This window comes from Pseudoalteromonas sp. BSi20429, from assembly GCF_000238895.1.
Classification (GTDB): domain Bacteria; phylum Pseudomonadota; class Gammaproteobacteria; order Enterobacterales; family Alteromonadaceae; genus Pseudoalteromonas; species Pseudoalteromonas arctica.
The window spans coordinates 45428-60741 of sequence record NZ_BADV01000052.1; the positions used below are offsets into that span (position 1 = coordinate 45428).

The window sequence follows — 15314 nt, forward strand, 5'->3', positions numbered from 1 at the left end:
GGGGTGAAATAATTTTATAAAAAATGTGGGGTTTAGTTACAATAGCCATTCGCAAATATTAAAACTTAACTTTTTAGGCTGTTATGCAACTCATTGAAATAAATAAAGCGCGTTACCGTAAACATTTAAACCGTGTTATTGCAGGATGTGGTATTGGTTTGGCTGTAGGCAGCTTGGCTATATCGCAAACGCTGATTGCTTTATTTCCTGATGAAAGTGGTAGCCACTTTCATTGGAACTTAATAGGTGTTGCTATTACTAGCGTTGGGCTTGCATGGTTACTTCATAAATACCGTACACATACGTTTATGACAGAAGTTGTTTATGTGTGGGAGCTTAAAAAAGCACTTAATAAAATAACCCGTAAAATGGCTAAGTTAAAAGCTGCTGGCCGTGAAGGGAATGCCGATGCGTTATTGGCGATTCATTATAGCTACGCGGGCTCTCGGTTATTGTGGCAGTTAGACGATAACCTAATCACTATGGACGATTTAGCCATTAAACAAGCTGAGCTTGAATCTGTTGCAGCGCAACATAACGTAACGCTCAACGTTGAAGATTACGACGCAAGTATTTTAAAACAGTTTTAAAGCTTAGGTTTTTAAACTAGTTAGAGGAGCCTTAATGAAAAAAGTACTCATAGTTTGTTTAGGTAATATTTGCCGCTCGCCAACTGCAGAGGCGGTATTAAAAGCCCGTGCTAAAAAGCTAGGTGTTAACGTTAAAGTCGATTCGGCAGGGACTATTGGTTACCACGAAGGTAAAACGCCTGATAGTCGCTCAATGGCTGCAGGCGAAAAACGTGGTTATAGTTTTAAAGGTATTTATTCGCGTAAAGTACGTACAAGCGACTTTACTGAGTTTGGTTTAATTTTAGCGGCCGATACACAAAATTTAGCTGATTTAATAGCGCAATGCCCTGAGCATTTACGCTATAAGCTGGCACTATTTTTAGAATATGGCGAGCAAGCCCAAAGCGCTATTCCCGATCCTTATTACGGCGGCGATGATGGCTTTGAAAATGTGCTCGATTTAATAGAAGCGGCAAGCGATAAAATACTCGCTAAAATTTAATCCCTATTTTATTACTAAAGCTAAATTTAACGAGCTTTTTGTCGTATTGCATGATGTTCCTAAAGTAAGTACATTTTATACTTACTCAAAGGGAACTTTATGAAAATAAAAATATTACTACTCACTTTATCTATCGCTTCTTGTTCTACTTTTGCTAACGATGTTAGTTTTTCGATTGGGGGTGGCTATCCTTATTTAGTTATTCCTGAAGTGTCTTTGTCGGCTAACGACGACACACAACGCTGGTATGCAAACTACAAACTAGGCCTTGATGATGGATTTTCTGCAGGTTTTGAACAAGCAGTAAGCGATAATAAAAAGCATGCTTTTGGCGCGCTTGTAGGTGCAATTGGCGCAAGAGATACAGACCAAGAATGTGAAAGTTCAACTAATGATGTAGCAACTGACTTTGCTAATACGCTAGGTTGTGTAATTGGCGGAATTTTTGATGAAGAAACAACAAACGGAATAGGGCTTACGTACAGCTATAACTTTAATGGACTGAACAGCGCTGGTTTTAGATTAGAGCTAGATGTGGGCTATGGTAAAGCAAGCGACAGCAACGAAAAAAGAGCCGATGGCGGTATTAGCGTAAGTTACGAATTTTAACTACGTAGAATTTGTATTAGTTGGTATTAAAAAAGGCGCATAAAGCGCCTTTTTTAATGAGCCGCTTTTAGTGGCGGTTAATTTTAAAGTCGAGCTGTACCTGAGAAATAGCGCTAACAGGTTTACCATTTTCAAACTTTGGCGCGTAACGCCATTGCTCAAGCGCTGCTTTGGCTGACTTTTCAAATGCGCTGCCGCCTTCAGAGCTAAGTACTTTTGGGTTTTTTACAAAGCCAGCTGCGTCTACCTCAAACTCCATAACAACGCTACCATCGGTACTAAATCTAGCTTTGTGTACTGGGTATTTAGGATTAACACGATAGAGTGGTGTTTGCTCTTGCGATTCTTTCCATGGCACCATTTGAGCGATAGCGAGGCAATGTTTAGTTGCTTCTTCGCTTTTGCCTTGTTTTTCGTACAGACCTACAAGTTTAGAGTGAGCGGTTAGCTCAGCACTGTGATCGTATTTTAAGTTATCGTCAAACGCGGTAACTATGTTGTTTAAGCGCTCAATTGCTCGGTTATATTTTTTACTACCTTCGGCAAATGCGGCTATTAAAAAATTAGCTTTAATTTGCTCTACCGAGCTACTAGGCAGATTTTCACGGTAGTATTCGTCGGCTTCTTCTAGGTAGTTTTTCGCTTCGCGATATTTTTTAGAGCTAAACTTTTTAGCAAGCAGTGATGCCGCTTCTAGTTTCATGTCGGCTACAAATTTAGGCTTATTTTGTGTTTTAGCTATATCTATTACTTGTTCTAAAAAGTTAGCTGCTTTGTAAGCTGATGTTGTGTAGTTAGCTTGGCCGAGTAGTGCATCAATTGTTTCTATTGATAGTTTACCGTGGTTTGCAGCTAAAATAGTATGGGCTTCGTTATAGAGTGCAAAACGCTGTTCGTCTAGCTCATCGCCGTAGCCTTTTATTGCTTTAGCGTAATTAATAGCTAAGTTGGCAGTATTGTCGTCGCTTTTACCGTAAACGGCTTTACCTGATGTGTAAGCAAGTTTGGCAGTTTGTTGTACGTTTTTGTCTGCTTTAACTGCTGCTAAATAGCTTTGGTATGCTTGGCTAAATACCGTTTGAGGATCGCTTGCTTGGCTGGCAAGTGCTGTAGTGCTTAAAGTTGTTGCGCTTAAAGCAGACAAACTTAAGCCTATAAATAAAGCGAGTTGCTGACGTTTCATAATAATCCCTATCGTTGTTTAAAATACAAAATACCAAACGCGCCCGTAAGTGTCACTGATTAAGGTAAATCAACGTAAATAACATTGGCTGTTATTTGTATTAATTTATTGCTTAACAATCATTGAAAATAACGCCTGTCGTCGCCATATATTTGCCATAAACAGTCTTGTACTACGGTGTATTTATCCTATTTTGTGATATTATCACTTTATTGTCGTGTCGTAGTTATTTAAATATTTGGATTTGTCGTGGCGCAAGTAAGAGCAAGAGTCCAGCTTAATGTTGGCAGAAATAGTGATATCCCTGCAGAAATAATCTCATTTACTGATTTAAAAGATGGCAAAGAACATATTGCTATGGTGTTTAACAACGCCGATACAGAGCAAGATGTACCGCTTATTCGTATGCATTCAGAGTGTTTAACAGGTGATGTATTTTACTCATCGCGTTGTGATTGCGGCGAGCAGCTAAATGAATGTATTGAAATGATGCACGAGCAAGGCGGTATTTTATTGTATTTACGCCAAGAAGGCCGTGGCATTGGTTTATACAACAAAATTGATGCTTACGTACTGCAATCGCAAGGTATGAACACCTACGAAGCTAATAATCATTTAGGCTTTGCTGATGATTTACGTGACTTTTCGGATGCGGTATTAATGCTTAATGCGCTTAATTTAAGCCACGTTAAATTAATGACCAATAATCCTAAAAAGCTTAACGCATTAAAAGATGCCGGTATTAATGTTGACTCGGTTGTGGGCACGCATGCGCACATTAAAGCGGGTGTTGCGGGTAATAAATCGTACCTAGAAACAAAAATTAAGCATGGCGCGCATATGTTAGATATTAAGAAAATTAAAAAACCTTAATCATTTAATTACGTTTCGTCTATTAATACCCCCTCACGCCAAGTTATACTTGGCGTGTTTCGTTTTAAATTAAGAGCAAGTATGTCTACACAATTACGAATTTTTAAAGCCGATGCAGGGCTAAAGTGGTTAAAAGCCGGATGGCTTATTTTTAAAACCCAGCCAGCAACCTTTATTTTTATGCATTTATTTATTGGTATTGTAGGGCTGCTGTCTTTATTTTTACCGCTGCTGCAAGTAGTAGCAGCACTAGCTACGCCATTTTTAACCGCAGGGTTTTACCAAGCGGTGCTTAGTAAGCAGCAGGGCGGAAAAATTATGCTAGCCGATATTCTCAAGCCATTTACGGCTAAGGGAAATCGCTTAGGGTTATTGCGTTTAGCACTTTATCAAATGGGTGCGGGCATTTTAATGGCGTTACTTGCTAATGGCTTATTTGCCGATGCAGTGGCTGTTATGAGCCAACCAGGACTAGATCCAAACGTAGCACTTGAACAAATGCTTGAGAGTATTTCGGGCGCGAATGTCATTTTGTTTTTTATGGCAATGCTAATTTATTTAACGGCGTTTGCTTATGCTGTACCGCTTGTTTATTTTAGTAAAGAAACACGTATTTTAACGGCGCTTAAAAAATCGTTAATGGTGTTTTATCATAACATTTTGCCACTTGGCGTTTTTGGCCTTATTTGCGCATTATTTATGGCGCTTTCGATGTTCTTATCGTTCTTACCACTGTTGATTTTAATGCCGATTTGCTACATTAGCTTTTTTGTATCTTATCAAGCCATTTTTATGCCTGTTGTACCACCAAGTGACGACATTAATGTTAAGCCACTTAGCAGTGAAACAAGCGGGCGTTTTGACGCTTAATGGATGATAAATTAAAGCAAAAACTAAAAAACTATGTACTTTGGTTACTAGGGCGCCAAGAATATTCGCGTCGAGAGTTAACGCTCAAATTACAGCAAAAAGAAGCGACAGAAGAGTTTATTGAAACGCTGCTTGATTGGTGCGAAAAGCATAATTTTATTAACGAGCAGCGATACTGTGAAGGCTTTGTAAGAAAACACATATTTAAATGCCACGGGCTTAAGCGAATACAAAGCGAAGCTATGGGCAAAGGGATTGATCGTTCGCTACTTGAATTGGTAGTTGAAGAGCTTGAAGTAGATTGGTTTGAGCTTGCGCAGGATGCGTACAATAAAAAATATTCGAATACACCGGCCGATCTCGATTACAAAGATAAAGCTAAGCGCGTGCGCTACTTAATGTATCGGGGTTTTAGCTACGATGAAATTAATTTTGCAATGCAAGCACAGTAAATACAGGTGAGACTTTCAAATGCAGCACATGACTACCGCACAAATTAGGCAACAGTTTTTAGACTTTTTTGCCAGTAAACAACATCAAATAGTACCTTCTAGCTCGCTTATTCCGGGTAACGATGCCACGTTGTTATTTAATAACGCCGGCATGGTGCAATTTAAAGATGTATTTTTAGGCGCAGAAAGCCGCCCTTATACACGTGCGACAAGCTCGCAGCGCTGTGTACGTGCTGGCGGTAAGCATAACGATTTAGAAAACGTAGGCTACACTGCTCGCCACCATACATTTTTTGAAATGTTAGGTAACTTCAGCTTTGGTGATTACTTTAAGCAAGACGCGATTAAGTTTGCATGGGAGTTTTTAACTGAGGTAGTAAGCCTACCTAAAGAAAAACTTTTAGTAACTATTTATCACGATGATGAAGAAGCGTTTGAGTACTGGTCAAAAGACATTGGCTTAAGTGAAGATCGTATTATTCGTATTGCGACCTCAGACAACTTTTGGTCTATGGGCGATACTGGTCCGTGTGGTCCGTGTTCTGAAATATTTTATGATCACGGCGAGCATATTTGGGGTGGTCCTCCGGGCTCTCCTGAGGAAGACGGCGACCGTTTCATCGAAATTTGGAACCTTGTATTTATGCAATACAACCGTCAAAGCGACGGTACAATGTTGCCTCTACCTAAGCAATCTGTTGATACGGGAATGGGCCTTGAGCGTATTTCTGCTATTTTGCAGGGCGTGCATTCAAACTACGAAATCGATTTATTCCAAGGCTTAATTGCTGCTGCTGCAAGTGTTACTAATGCACAAGACATGGACGACAAGTCACTACGCGTAGTGGCGGATCATATTCGTTCGTGTGCGTTTTTAATCTCAGACGGTGTTATGCCATCTAACGAAGGCCGTGGTTATGTACTGCGCCGTATTATTCGTCGTGCTGTGCGCCACGGTAACAAGTTAGGTGCACAAGGTTCGTTTTTCTATAAATTAGTTGCTGCGCTAATTGAGCAAATGGGTCAAGCGTACCCTGAGCTTGCTAAGCAACAAGAAATTATTGAAAAAGTATTACGCATTGAAGAAGAACAGTTTGGTAAAACACTTGAGCGTGGCTTAGCTATTTTAGAAGAAAGCTTAAGCGACCTTAAAGGCGATATTATACCGGGCGACTTAGTATTTAAACTTTATGATACGTATGGTTTCCCAGCTGATTTAACGGCCGATGTTGCGCGTGAGCGCCAGATGACAATTGATCATCAAGGCTTTGAAGAGTGTATGGCTGTACAACGTAAAACAGCGCAGCAAGCAGGTAAATTTGGTGCAGATTACAATGACCAATTAAAATCAGATAAACACACTGACTTTAAAGGTTACGACAGCACACATTATAGCGCGACCGTTATTGAAATTTTTGCCGGTGGCGAAGCTGTTCAGTTATTAGAAGATGGTCAACAAGGTATTGTAGTACTAGACCGCACACCGTTTTACGCTGAATCAGGCGGCCAAACGGGTGACTCGGGTACTATTACAGTTGCTGGTGGCGAATTTAATGTTACTAATACCACTAAGCTTGGTAATGCTTTTGCTCACCACGGTACTGTGCAAGGCCGCATTGGTGTTAATGACAAAGTTGACGCAACTATTGATGATACGCGCCGCGACAGCATTAAGAAAAACCACACAGCTACGCATATTTTACACGAAGCACTACGCCAACTATTAGGTGACCATGTAGGCCAAAAAGGCTCACTTGTTCAGCCAGATCGTTTACGTTTTGACTTTTCGCACTTTGAAGCGGTTACTAAAGATGAGCTACGTGAAATTGAGCGTGTAGTTAATGACGAAATTCGTCGTAACTTTGCACTTAATACTGAGCTTATGGCTATTGATGATGCTAAAGCGAAAGGTGCTATGGCATTGTTTGGCGAAAAGTACGACGACGAAGTACGTGTAGTTACTATTGGCGACTACTCTATTGAGCTTTGTGGTGGTACTCACGTTGAGCGCGCTGGCGATATTGGTTTATTCAAAATTGTATCTGAAAGCGGTATTGCCGCAGGTGTTCGCCGAATTGAAGCGGTAACCGGTGCAGATGCTGTAGCGTACGTTAGCGAGCAAGAGCAACAACTTAGCGATGTTGCAGCTTTAGTTAAAGGCGATAGCGCATCGGTACTTGAAAAAGTAACTGCGTTGCTTGAAAAATCTAAAGGCCTTGAAAAGCAAATTGCACAGCTTAGCGATAAGCTAGCAAGTGCGGCGGGCGCGTCTTTACTTGATTCGATTGTTGAAATTAATGGCGTTAAGCTACTTGTAGCAAACGTTGAAGGTACTGAATCTAAAGCGCTTCGCGGTATGGTTGATGACCTTAAAAACAAGATTGGCTCAGGTGTTATTGCACTAGGTGTTGCCAGTGGCGACAAAGTAAGCCTAATTGCCGGTGTAACGAAAGACTTAACAGGCAAAGTAAAAGCCGGTGAGTTAGTTAACCATATGGCAGGTCAAGTAGGTGGTAAAGGTGGCGGTCGTCCAGATATGGCACAAGCTGGTGGTAGTGAGCCACAAAATCTTGCTGCTGCACTAGATAGCGTTACAGCTTGGTTAACTGAGCGTACTTAAGCCTAAGTGGCGCTTATTGTTCAAAAATTCGGTGGCACTTCGGTCGGCTCAATAGAGCGAATTGAAGCAGTCGCCGACCTTGTTGTTAAAACCAGACAACAAGGACATCAAGTGGTTGTGGTGCTCTCGGCTATGTCGGGAGAAACCAACCGCTTAATTAACCTCGCCAAACAAATTGATACTCGCCCGAGTAGCCGTGAACTAGATGTACTTATTAGCACCGGAGAGCAGGTTTCTGTATCACTGCTTGCTATGGCTATTATCAAACGTGGTCATTCAGCTGTAAGCTTATTAGCCGATCAAGTCAATATTCTAACCGACAACATGTTTGGTAAAGCTCGTATTGCTGAGGTTGCTGCTACGCGCTTAAAGCATGAGCTTGAGCATAATCGTATTGCTATTATTGCTGGGTTTCAGGGACGTGATATTGAGGGCAATATTACAACGCTTGGACGCGGCGGCACCGATACATCGGCTGTAGAAATAGCAGCGGCTATAAAAGCCGACGAATGCCAGATCTATACAGATGTTGACGGCGTATATACTACAGATCCTCGTGTTGAACCTAACGCGCGCAGAATGAGCCAAGTTACTTTTGCCGAAATGCTGGAGCTGGCAAGTTTAGGCGCAAAAGTTTTGCATATTCGCTCGGTAGAAGCTGCAGGTAGACACAATGTGCCACTTAGGGTGCTTTCTAGTTTTAATCCTGATGAAGGCACATTAATAAGTTTTGAGGAGAACGATATGCCAAGCAAGGTGGTATCGGGGATTGCGTTTAATCGTGACGAATGTTTAATTAAAGTAGATGGTGTGCCAAGCGGTACGCAATATCTTTCAAAAATATTGAAACTTTTTGCTGATAATGGCATCGAAATAGATATGATTAATCAAGTTAATCATATCTTTGAAAAAATAGACTATGCTTTTACTGTGCACTCGAATGATTATCTGCAAGCACTTGAATTATTGAGCGAAGATCAAGCTCAACTCAGTGCTCAAAATATAAGCGGATTACCAACAGTAGCTAAAGTTTCTGCTGTTGGAATGGGTATGAAATCGCATTCTGGTGTAGCAAGTTTATTTTTTGATGCATTAGCGCAGGAAAATATTAATGTGGTTTTAGTCTCGACTTCTGAGATCAAAATTTCAGTTTTAATAGATGAAAAGTACCTAGAGTTGGCAGTTCGTGCATTACACAAAGCATTTTTAACAGAAAATGGATAGATTGAGAGTTTTTACTTACTTTTCAGTCTAATTTTCATTAGTATGTTTAAGCGGAATCTTATAATTTTTATTGGAACATGGGAGCAAGAGAATGCTAATACTAACTCGTAGAGTAGGTGAAACCCTAATGATTGGTGACGAAGTAACAGTTACTGTTCTAGGTGTTAAAGGAAATCAAGTTCGAATCGGTGTTAATGCACCAAAAGACGTATCAGTGCATCGTGAAGAGATTTACATGCGCATACAAGCTGAAAAGTCGAACCCTAATCCGGGCAATGCTTAATCAACACGTATACGTAGTTGAGTAATTAACTCAACTAGTCAAAAAGCCACTCACTGAGTGGCTTTTTTGTTTATAAAGGCGAGTGTTTCTGGGGTTAGTATTTGTTTTGAAATGTACTGCATTCCGCTTTTATTTTTAATAATAATACCTTGCTGAGTATCTATTACTTCGCTTATGTCTTGCCAAGTTAGCTGAAAGCTTTTGTAATGATTAGCCGATTTAATGCCTTCTTCATCAAAGGTAAGTGTTACCTCAGAGCCTGACGCTCTGCTGAGCATTTGTCTGGTTACCCACCAAGGTCTGCGATAGTAAAAAGCGACGCACTCTAGTACACCTAGCATGATCATAAACGATCCTAAGTAATGATCGTTTAAAACATAAATGCCAAATAAACCAAGCGCAACGAGGAGTACAAGTAAAAAGTACTTAGGTTTGGCGCGCTTACTGTAGGGGAGTGACTCGTCAAAGCACTCGTAAAAGTAAGGTTTATCTAGTGTGTAGGTTGTTGTAAATGCCATATTGCCTTGCTTTAAATATCGTTTTTTTTATTTTAACAAGCTAACCGCTAAATGAGCAGCTTTATAGTCAGTGATTTTATTACAGGCACAAAAAAACGGCCCTAAGGCCGTTTTTTAGCGTTACAAGAAGAATTAACAGTTAGTTTCTTCAGCGTTTACGCCTTCTTTAACATTTTCACATGCATCTTCTACTTTGTTTTGCACGTCAGTTACTGCTTCGTCAATACGTTCGCCTGCGTCTTCTGCATGATTGTCTTCACAACCCATGATGAAGAAACTTGCGAATAGACCGATTAGTGCTGCTTTTACAGTTGTTGAATTCATAATGTAATTCCTTGTAAGTATCAATTAAATTTTAGTGTTTGTTAGTTGAATGCTTTATCTACCTGGGTGATTTACCACGTAGTGCACCTGAAACTAATGAGATCACTAAAAGTACTAAAAATATAAAAAATATAATTTTTGCTATACCAGCTGCGGCACCTGCGATGCCACCAAAACCTAACACTGCAGCGATTAAAGCAATAACTAAAAATGTAATTGTCCAGCGTAACATTGTTTTCTCCTTGGTTATTAAATTTGCTCACAATAACTAATGCCAGTTATATGCCAAAGTTTATTTTTGTTTTATATCAGCTAGTTATGGTTTTTAACTGTATTTTTAGTTATTAGTTAGTTAGTAATTTTTACGCTTTGTTATGTAAGTTATTCACACTGTTACAAGTTACCGGTAAATATTCACTAAAAATAATGTTTTTGGTAAGACCAATTAACAATTGATGTGTGTTTTTGTACTTATTATAATAATTTGGCGGTTATTTTTATTAAGTTGAATAGTTAATTAACAACTTCCATATAACTATTAGCTATAGTCGTTATTTTCTGTATGTATTGTAGGGCGCATGATTGCTGGGTTATGGCATGTAAATTTGTTGAGTGTTATGTTGTTTATAGTTTAATTGGTTTTACCAATTTACAAGATGTAGACAAAGCGACTAGTTTTGTTATTATCCAGTGAATAAATATTTAATTAAATCGATTTTTTATTTTCGATATGGGTTTCAAGGGGGAGAAAAATGGATATAGGTGCTCTACTCACAACGGCTGGTAGCTTAATGCTAACTGGTATGGTTGGGGTGTTTGTATTTCTGTCGATATTAATTGGTGCAGTAACGCTTATGTCTAATTTGGTGACGCGCTATAGCGAACCAGAGGCATCACCAGCTAAATCACCGTCTTTTAAATCTCAAGGTGTGCCTAATGAGCACATCGCTGCTATTAGTGCTGCCATTGCTCAGTACAAATCAAATAATAAATAAGGGGCACACACATGGCTAAATTAAAATTAACAGAATTGGTATTACGCGATGCGCACCAATCATTGCTCGCAACACGTATGCGCCTAGACGATATGCTACCTATTGCTAGCAAGCTAGATGATGCAGGTTATTGGTCTATTGAATCGTGGGGCGGTGCTACATTTGATTCGTGTATTCGTTATTTAGGCGAAGATCCTTGGGAGCGTATTCGTGCGCTTAAAAAAGCGATGCCTAATACTAAACAGCAAATGCTATTACGCGGTCAAAACCTATTAGGCTACCGCCATTACGCTGATGATGTAGTTGAAAAGTTTGTAGAACGCGCACATAAAAATGGCGTTGACGTATTTCGTATTTTCGATGCAATGAACGATGTACGTAACCTAGAAACAGCGATTAAAGCGGCTATAAAAGTAGGCGCGCATGCTCAAGGTACTATTTCGTACACGGTAAGTCCTGTTCATACGCTTGATATGTGGCTGACTCTTGCTAAGCAATTAGAAGATTTAGGCTGTCACTCAATTTGTATTAAAGACATGGCGGGTTTATTAAAGCCGTACGATGCTGAAAAACTAATTAAAGCACTTAAAGAAACCGTATCGGTTCCTATTGCTATGCAGTGCCACGCTACAACAGGTTTAAGTACTGCGACTTATCAAAAAGCGATTGATGCAGGCATTGATATGCTTGATACCGCTATTTCATCAATGAGTATGACTTACGGACACACAGCAACTGAAACTATTGTATCGATAGTTGAAGGAACTGAGCGCGATACCGACCTTGATTTAAACCACCTAGAAGAAATTGCTGCTTACTTTAGAGATGTACGTAAAAAATATGCGGCATTTGAAGGTAGCTTAAAAGGGGTTGATGGTCGTATTTTACTCGCTCAAGTACCTGGTGGCATGCTTACAAACATGGAAAACCAACTTAAAGAGCAAGGCGCGGCAGATAAGCTTAATGAAGTTTTACTTGAGATCCCACGCGTACGTGAAGATCTTGGTTTTTTACCTTTAGTAACACCCACGTCGCAAATTGTAGGTACTCAGGCAGTACTTAACGTGCTAACCGGTGAGCGTTATAAAACAATTACTAAAGAAACTGCTGGCGTATTAAAAGGTGAATATGGCTTAACACCAGCACCAATGAATAAAGAGCTACAAGAGCGTGTGCTTGATGGAGCAGAGGTTATTACTTGTCGCCCTGCAGATAACATTGCACCAGAGCTTGCAACGCTTGAAGCTGAATTATTAAAAGAAGCGCAAGAGCAAGGTTTAACACTTGCTGATGAGCAAATTGATGACGTACTAACTTATGCATTGTTTCCGCAGGTTGGTTTGAAATTTATTAAAAATCGTAATAACCCTGATGCATTTGAGCCTATTCCTACCGTTGAAGATAAGAGCAATAAGGCAGCACCAAAATCGGGATCAAATAATAGTAGCGTTAAAGCTGAGCAATACAGCGTAAAAGTAGATGGTAAAGTTTACGACGTAGTAGTGGCGCAAGGTGGTGAGCTAAAAGAAGTAACATTAAAAGACTCTGAGCACATTCCTCAGTCTGCTTCAGTTGCATCAGGTGAAACACTTAATGCCCCTTTAGCCGGTAATATTTTTAAGATTAAGGTAAAAGCTGGGCAAGTTGTTAACGAAGGTGATGTAGTGATTATTATGGAAGCCATGAAAATGGAAACTGAAATACGCGCTACGCATACCGGAACAATTGCTGAAGTGTTAGTTGGTGAAGGCGATGCTGTAACTACCGGCGACGCTATGATTGCATTAGCTTAGGAGTAAATAGAGGATGGAAGGTATTTTAAACCTCTGGAATGCTACTGGCATTGCTAACTTTACAATCCCATCATTAATTATGATTGCGGTAGGGTGTTTATTACTGTTTTTAGCGATAGCTAAAGGCTTTGAACCACTATTATTATTACCTATTGGTTTTGGTGCAATTTTAACAAATGTACCAGTGGCAGGTTTGTCAGACCCAGGTGGGCTTTTGTATTACGTTTATTACGTGGGTATTGATACGGGGATTTTTCCGTTATTAATATTTATGGGAGTAGGGGCGCTGACCGACTTTAGCGCGCTTATTGCAAACCCACGCATGTTGTTATTAGGTGCGGCTGCACAGTTTGGTATTTTTGCTACTTTGTTTGGCGCAATATTATTAAATTATGTACCAGGTTTTGAGTTTACCCTACAGGATGCATCAGCTATTGCCATTATTGGTGGTGCCGATGGGCCAACAGCAATATTTTTAGCATCAAAACTGGCACCTGATTTACTTGGTGCAATAGCGGTAGCCGCATATTCATACATGGCTCTTGTACCAATTATTCAACCGCCAATTATGCGTGCGTTAACAACCCCAGAAGAACGTAAAATTAAGATGCCAGAGCTTCGCAAAGTATCTAAAAAGGAAAAGATTATTTTCCCTCTTATGGTGCTTAGCTTAACGGCTATGTTTTTACCGGCTGCTATACCGCTTGTAGGTATGTTTTGTTTAGGTAACTTAATGCGTGAGTCGGGTGTTGTTGATAGATTAAGTAACAGTGCTCAAAACGAAATCATCAATGTTACAACTATATTTTTAGGTTTAGCTGTAGGTTCAAAGCTTGCTGCAGATAAGTTTTTAACTGTTGAGACGATTGGTATTTTAGTGCTTGGCGCACTGGCTTTTGCAATTGGTACGGCATCTGGCGTATTTATGGCAAAAGGACTTAACCGTATATCTAAAACACCTATAAACCCATTAATTGGGGCAGCAGGTGTATCGGCTGTGCCAATGGCGGCACGAGTAGTTAATAAAGTTGGCCTTGAAAGCAACCCACATAACTTTTTACTTATGCATGCTATGGGACCCAACGTAGCGGGTGTACTTGGTAGTGCAGTTGCTGCGGGTATTTTATTAGCACTTGTTGGCTAATAATTAACGTGGTAGTTAATAAATGATTTAGCGCAGTTTACTGCGCTTTTTTTTGTTCTTAATTTGTTCACCGCTAAATGGTTTCTTGTTCAGCGCTTTTTGTTTACAGTAACAGCTCTTCAAAATTTTAAGGATAGTTATCATGCTTCACACACCTTTAGCAAAGCACTTACCTCATGTTAGTAAACTTGTATTCGGATGCATGGGTCTGGGAGGCGGTTGGAATAAAGACGCAATCACTGATGCACATGTTAAGCAAACTCATGAATGCATAGATAACGCTATTGAAGGTGGCATTAACTTTTTTGACCATGCTGATATTTATACTTTTGGTAAAGCGGAGCAGGTTTTTGGTAAAGCATTAAGCGAGCGACCAGAGCTTAGAGAGCACATGTATATTCAATCTAAGTGTGGGATTCGTTTTGAAGATGATTTAGGACCAAAGCGCTATGATTTTTCATCAAAGTGGATTGAGCAATCAGTTGAAGCATCCTTGAAGCGATTAAATACAGACTATTTAGACGTACTTATGCTGCATCGTCCTGATCCACTCATGGAAGTTAACGAAATTGCTCGTATATTTAGTTGCTTAAAAGAAAGTGGTAAAGTGCGCAATTTTGCAGTATCGAATATGCAGCAACATCAAATGAATTTTTTACAGCATGCACTTGATATGCCGATTGTGGCTAATCAAATTGAGGCTAGTTTACAAAAACATCAGTTTGTTGATGAAGGTGTATATGCCGGTAACAGTGACGGTAAGGATCTTAATTTTACGCCCGGTAGTATTGAGTACTGTCGCCATTTTGAAATTCAAATTCAAAGCTGGGGCAGTTTATGCCAAGGATTATACAGTGGCAGTGATTTATCAAACGCATCGCAGGCTGATATAAACACCAGTCTTTTAGTTAATAAGCTGGCTGCACTTTATGATACGTCTGCTGAGGCTATTGTCATTGCATGGTTACTGCGCCATCCCGCATCTATTCAGCCGATTATTGGAACAACTAATGCCAAGCGTATTAAAGCCTCTTGTGATGCTGTAAACGTACAGCTAACTCGTGAGCATTGGTATGCACTTTATGTAAGCGCTAAAGGCCATGAGCTACCATAAGAAGGGCATTGATATGAATATATTCGTTATTTTAATTGGTTTGTTTGTCGCGTTGGCGATACTTATTCCATTGCTTGAAAAATATCAAAGTAAAATAGGGCTCAACGGTGCAACCAAATACAGTAAATATATTTGGCCATTAGTGATGGTGTCTTTAGTGATTCAGCTCATTTATGTATTAATGTATTAATGTATTAATGTATTAATGTATTAATGGTTTATAGCGTATACAAAAAAG

18 protein-coding genes are annotated in these 15314 nt (G+C 39.8%); 14 read left to right on the top strand and 4 right to left on the bottom strand.

Annotation, left to right across the window (positions count from 1 at the left end; translation table 11 throughout):
- Nucleotides 1-83 precede the first annotated feature (83 nt).
- The 3 genes from P20429_RS08725 to P20429_RS08715 all read left to right on the top strand — a co-directional run bounded on the left by P20429_RS08725 (nucleotide 84) and on the right by P20429_RS08715 (nucleotide 1683).
- Nucleotides 84-590, top strand: a complete 507-nt coding sequence (locus P20429_RS08725; RefSeq protein WP_007583795.1) for a DUF3087 domain-containing protein — start codon at nucleotides 84-86, stop codon at nucleotides 588-590.
- A 34-nt stretch (nucleotides 591-624) separates the two neighbouring features.
- Nucleotides 625-1074 (top strand): low molecular weight protein-tyrosine-phosphatase, encoded by a 450-nt coding sequence (locus tag P20429_RS08720; protein WP_007583797.1) that lies wholly within the window; start codon nucleotides 625-627, stop codon nucleotides 1072-1074.
- A 99-nt stretch (nucleotides 1075-1173) separates the two neighbouring features.
- The gene (locus P20429_RS08715) at nucleotides 1174-1683 is read left to right on the top strand and encodes a hypothetical protein (protein ID WP_007583799.1); all 510 of its coding nucleotides are present in this window, start codon (nucleotides 1174-1176) and stop codon (nucleotides 1681-1683) included.
- Between the two features lie 67 nt (nucleotides 1684-1750).
- Here the strand turns inward: P20429_RS08715 and P20429_RS08710 are convergent, their stop codons facing one another.
- On the bottom strand, nucleotides 1751-2866 hold the full coding sequence (locus P20429_RS08710; protein WP_007583801.1) for an energy transducer TonB: 1116 nt from the start codon (nucleotides 2864-2866) through the stop codon (nucleotides 1751-1753).
- Between the two features lie 249 nt (nucleotides 2867-3115).
- Between P20429_RS08710 and ribA the strand changes: the two genes are divergently transcribed.
- The 6 genes from ribA (at nucleotide 3116) to csrA (ending at nucleotide 9188) form a co-directional block, all read left to right on the top strand.
- The gene (ribA, locus tag P20429_RS08705; protein WP_007583803.1) at nucleotides 3116-3739 is read left to right on the top strand and encodes a GTP cyclohydrolase II; all 624 of its coding nucleotides are present in this window, start codon (nucleotides 3116-3118) and stop codon (nucleotides 3737-3739) included.
- Between the two features lie 81 nt (nucleotides 3740-3820).
- Entirely contained in the window at nucleotides 3821-4609 is a 789-nt protein-coding gene (locus P20429_RS08700; RefSeq protein ID WP_007378958.1) for a BPSS1780 family membrane protein, read from the top strand.
- Nucleotides 4609-5061: a regulatory protein RecX gene (locus tag P20429_RS08695; protein WP_007583805.1), complete on the top strand. Its 453-nt coding sequence runs from the start codon at nucleotides 4609-4611 to the stop codon at nucleotides 5059-5061. Before P20429_RS08700 ends, P20429_RS08695 begins: the two co-directional genes overlap by 1 nt.
- A gap of 19 nt (nucleotides 5062-5080) precedes the next feature.
- Nucleotides 5081-7681 (top strand): alanine--tRNA ligase, encoded by a 2601-nt coding sequence (gene alaS, locus P20429_RS08690; protein WP_007583806.1) that lies wholly within the window; start codon nucleotides 5081-5083, stop codon nucleotides 7679-7681.
- Nucleotides 7682-7687: 6 nt separating this feature from the next.
- A complete protein-coding gene (locus tag P20429_RS08685; protein ID WP_007583808.1) occupies nucleotides 7688-8905 on the top strand; it encodes an aspartate kinase in 1218 nt (405 codons plus the stop codon).
- A 91-nt stretch (nucleotides 8906-8996) separates the two neighbouring features.
- Nucleotides 8997-9188: a carbon storage regulator CsrA gene (gene csrA / locus P20429_RS08680; protein WP_004587515.1), complete on the top strand. Its 192-nt coding sequence runs from the start codon at nucleotides 8997-8999 to the stop codon at nucleotides 9186-9188.
- A 50-nt stretch (nucleotides 9189-9238) separates the two neighbouring features.
- Here the strand turns inward: csrA and P20429_RS08675 are convergent, their stop codons facing one another.
- The 3 genes from P20429_RS08675 to P20429_RS20340 form a co-directional block, all read right to left on the bottom strand.
- The gene (locus P20429_RS08675) at nucleotides 9239-9706 is read right to left on the bottom strand and encodes a YcxB family protein (protein WP_007583811.1); all 468 of its coding nucleotides are present in this window, start codon (nucleotides 9704-9706) and stop codon (nucleotides 9239-9241) included.
- Nucleotides 9707-9838: 132 nt separating this feature from the next.
- The gene (locus P20429_RS08670; RefSeq protein WP_007378921.1) at nucleotides 9839-10030 is read right to left on the bottom strand and encodes a hypothetical protein; all 192 of its coding nucleotides are present in this window, start codon (nucleotides 10028-10030) and stop codon (nucleotides 9839-9841) included.
- 58 nt (nucleotides 10031-10088) lie between these two features.
- Nucleotides 10089-10262 (bottom strand): DUF1328 domain-containing protein, encoded by a 174-nt coding sequence (locus tag P20429_RS20340; protein ID WP_002961939.1) that lies wholly within the window; start codon nucleotides 10260-10262, stop codon nucleotides 10089-10091.
- A 520-nt stretch (nucleotides 10263-10782) separates the two neighbouring features.
- Between P20429_RS20340 and P20429_RS08660 the strand changes: the two genes are divergently transcribed.
- The 5 genes from P20429_RS08660 (at nucleotide 10783) to P20429_RS20710 (ending at nucleotide 15266) form a co-directional block, all read left to right on the top strand.
- Complete coding sequence (locus P20429_RS08660) at nucleotides 10783-11025, top strand: OadG family protein (RefSeq protein ID WP_007583814.1); 243 nt, start codon at nucleotides 10783-10785, stop codon at nucleotides 11023-11025.
- Between the two features lie 11 nt (nucleotides 11026-11036).
- Nucleotides 11037-12818 carry a sodium-extruding oxaloacetate decarboxylase subunit alpha gene (gene oadA / locus P20429_RS08655; protein ID WP_007583817.1) on the top strand — a complete coding sequence of 594 codons (1782 nt, stop codon included), beginning with the start codon at nucleotides 11037-11039 and terminating at the stop codon, nucleotides 12816-12818.
- Between the two features lie 13 nt (nucleotides 12819-12831).
- Complete coding sequence (locus tag P20429_RS08650; protein ID WP_002961942.1) at nucleotides 12832-13962, top strand: sodium ion-translocating decarboxylase subunit beta; 1131 nt, start codon at nucleotides 12832-12834, stop codon at nucleotides 13960-13962.
- A gap of 142 nt (nucleotides 13963-14104) precedes the next feature.
- On the top strand, nucleotides 14105-15076 hold the full coding sequence (locus P20429_RS08645; protein WP_007583820.1) for an aldo/keto reductase family oxidoreductase: 972 nt from the start codon (nucleotides 14105-14107) through the stop codon (nucleotides 15074-15076).
- 13 nt (nucleotides 15077-15089) lie between these two features.
- Complete coding sequence (locus tag P20429_RS20710; RefSeq protein WP_007583822.1) at nucleotides 15090-15266, top strand: hypothetical protein; 177 nt, start codon at nucleotides 15090-15092, stop codon at nucleotides 15264-15266.
- The last annotated feature ends 48 nt before the right edge of the window (nucleotides 15267-15314 follow it).